This is a genomic window from Campylobacter sp. CNRCH_2007_0968H, assembly GCF_025773245.1.
GTDB lineage: Bacteria > Campylobacterota > Campylobacteria > Campylobacterales > Campylobacteraceae > Campylobacter_D > Campylobacter_D lari_D.
Genome location: NZ_JAKMTQ010000047.1, coordinates 1 through 1069 on the forward strand (window position 1 = coordinate 1; position 1069 = coordinate 1069).

Genomic DNA, 1069 nt, shown 5'->3' on the forward strand with positions numbered 1-1069 from the left:
AAATGATACTTATAAAACTAGCTGCAATAACTGCAGTAATTTGAATATAGGCCATTTTCTTGCTAGATTCTTCTATGCTGTCAATATCTGTTACACTGCAGATAGTATCTGAATCTATTTTATCGCAAATAGATAATTTTTCTTTACCCATTTCATTAGTATAAAAAAACGCCTCACCTGGTTTTGCTTTACTAAAAGCTTTAGCAACAATAGCAACATTTTTATTATCTTTGCCAAAATAGTTTTCATCGGTTGAAGCAAATGCAAACAATGCTTTATCAAAAACAAAAGATGAGCCTGGTAAATGTTTTAATCTATCTTCTAATTTCTTCACAGAAACATCGATAGCCAAAACCCCTATAAACTTACCATTTTTAGTTAAAGATATAGAATAGGTAAAAGTAGGAAGTCCCGTTGCTATATCTGTATAAATATCAGTTACATTCCAACCTGTTTTCTTTCTAGCTGCTATATAAAATTCTCTTGTAGTTGCATCATAATTTTGCTCTTTTCCATAAATTAAATAATTTACTCCTTTGGCATCGCTGTCTTTGTTACTTAAAACTAATTCCCCATCAGGTTTTGCCAAATAAATAGCTTGATAATCGCCTATATCTTTTGCAGCTTTTAACTGAATTCCAACATCTTCTATTAATGTTTCTTCGTTGGCTAAAATTTCATATGGATGATGTAAAATACTTTGGGCAAATCTTTCTAATGCGCTTGAAGAGTTGTTGTAAAAATTTTGTGTTAAATTTTTTGCAGAAATAAGTTTATCTTGTTCTGCTTTTATAACTTCTTTAAACAGAGAGTCTTTTACAAAAACAAAAGTTATAATGCCTAAAATAAGTAGACAAAATATAGCAATAAAATTTGCTATGAGTGAGATTTTTATTTTCGCACTTTTCATTGGTTTTCCTTTTTATGTAAATTTGTAGTTATTTTTTTGAAAGTGAAAAAATTATCTCATAGGAGTATAAATTTAAAAAAACGATATATTAATAAAAAATTATCTATATAAATAATATTGGATAAATATAAATTTTATTAAAACACAATATAAAAAAAC

The 1069-nt window shown here is 27.2% G+C and carries 1 protein-coding gene; it reads right to left on the reverse strand.

Going from position 1 to position 1069, the window contains the following annotated elements; all coding sequences use genetic code 11:
• The coding region (locus L8Y18_RS08560) for a PDC sensor domain-containing protein (RefSeq protein ID WP_263660029.1) at nt 1-910 on the reverse strand (910 nt) is incomplete at its 3' end.
• Nucleotides 911-1069: the final 159 nt, after the last annotated feature.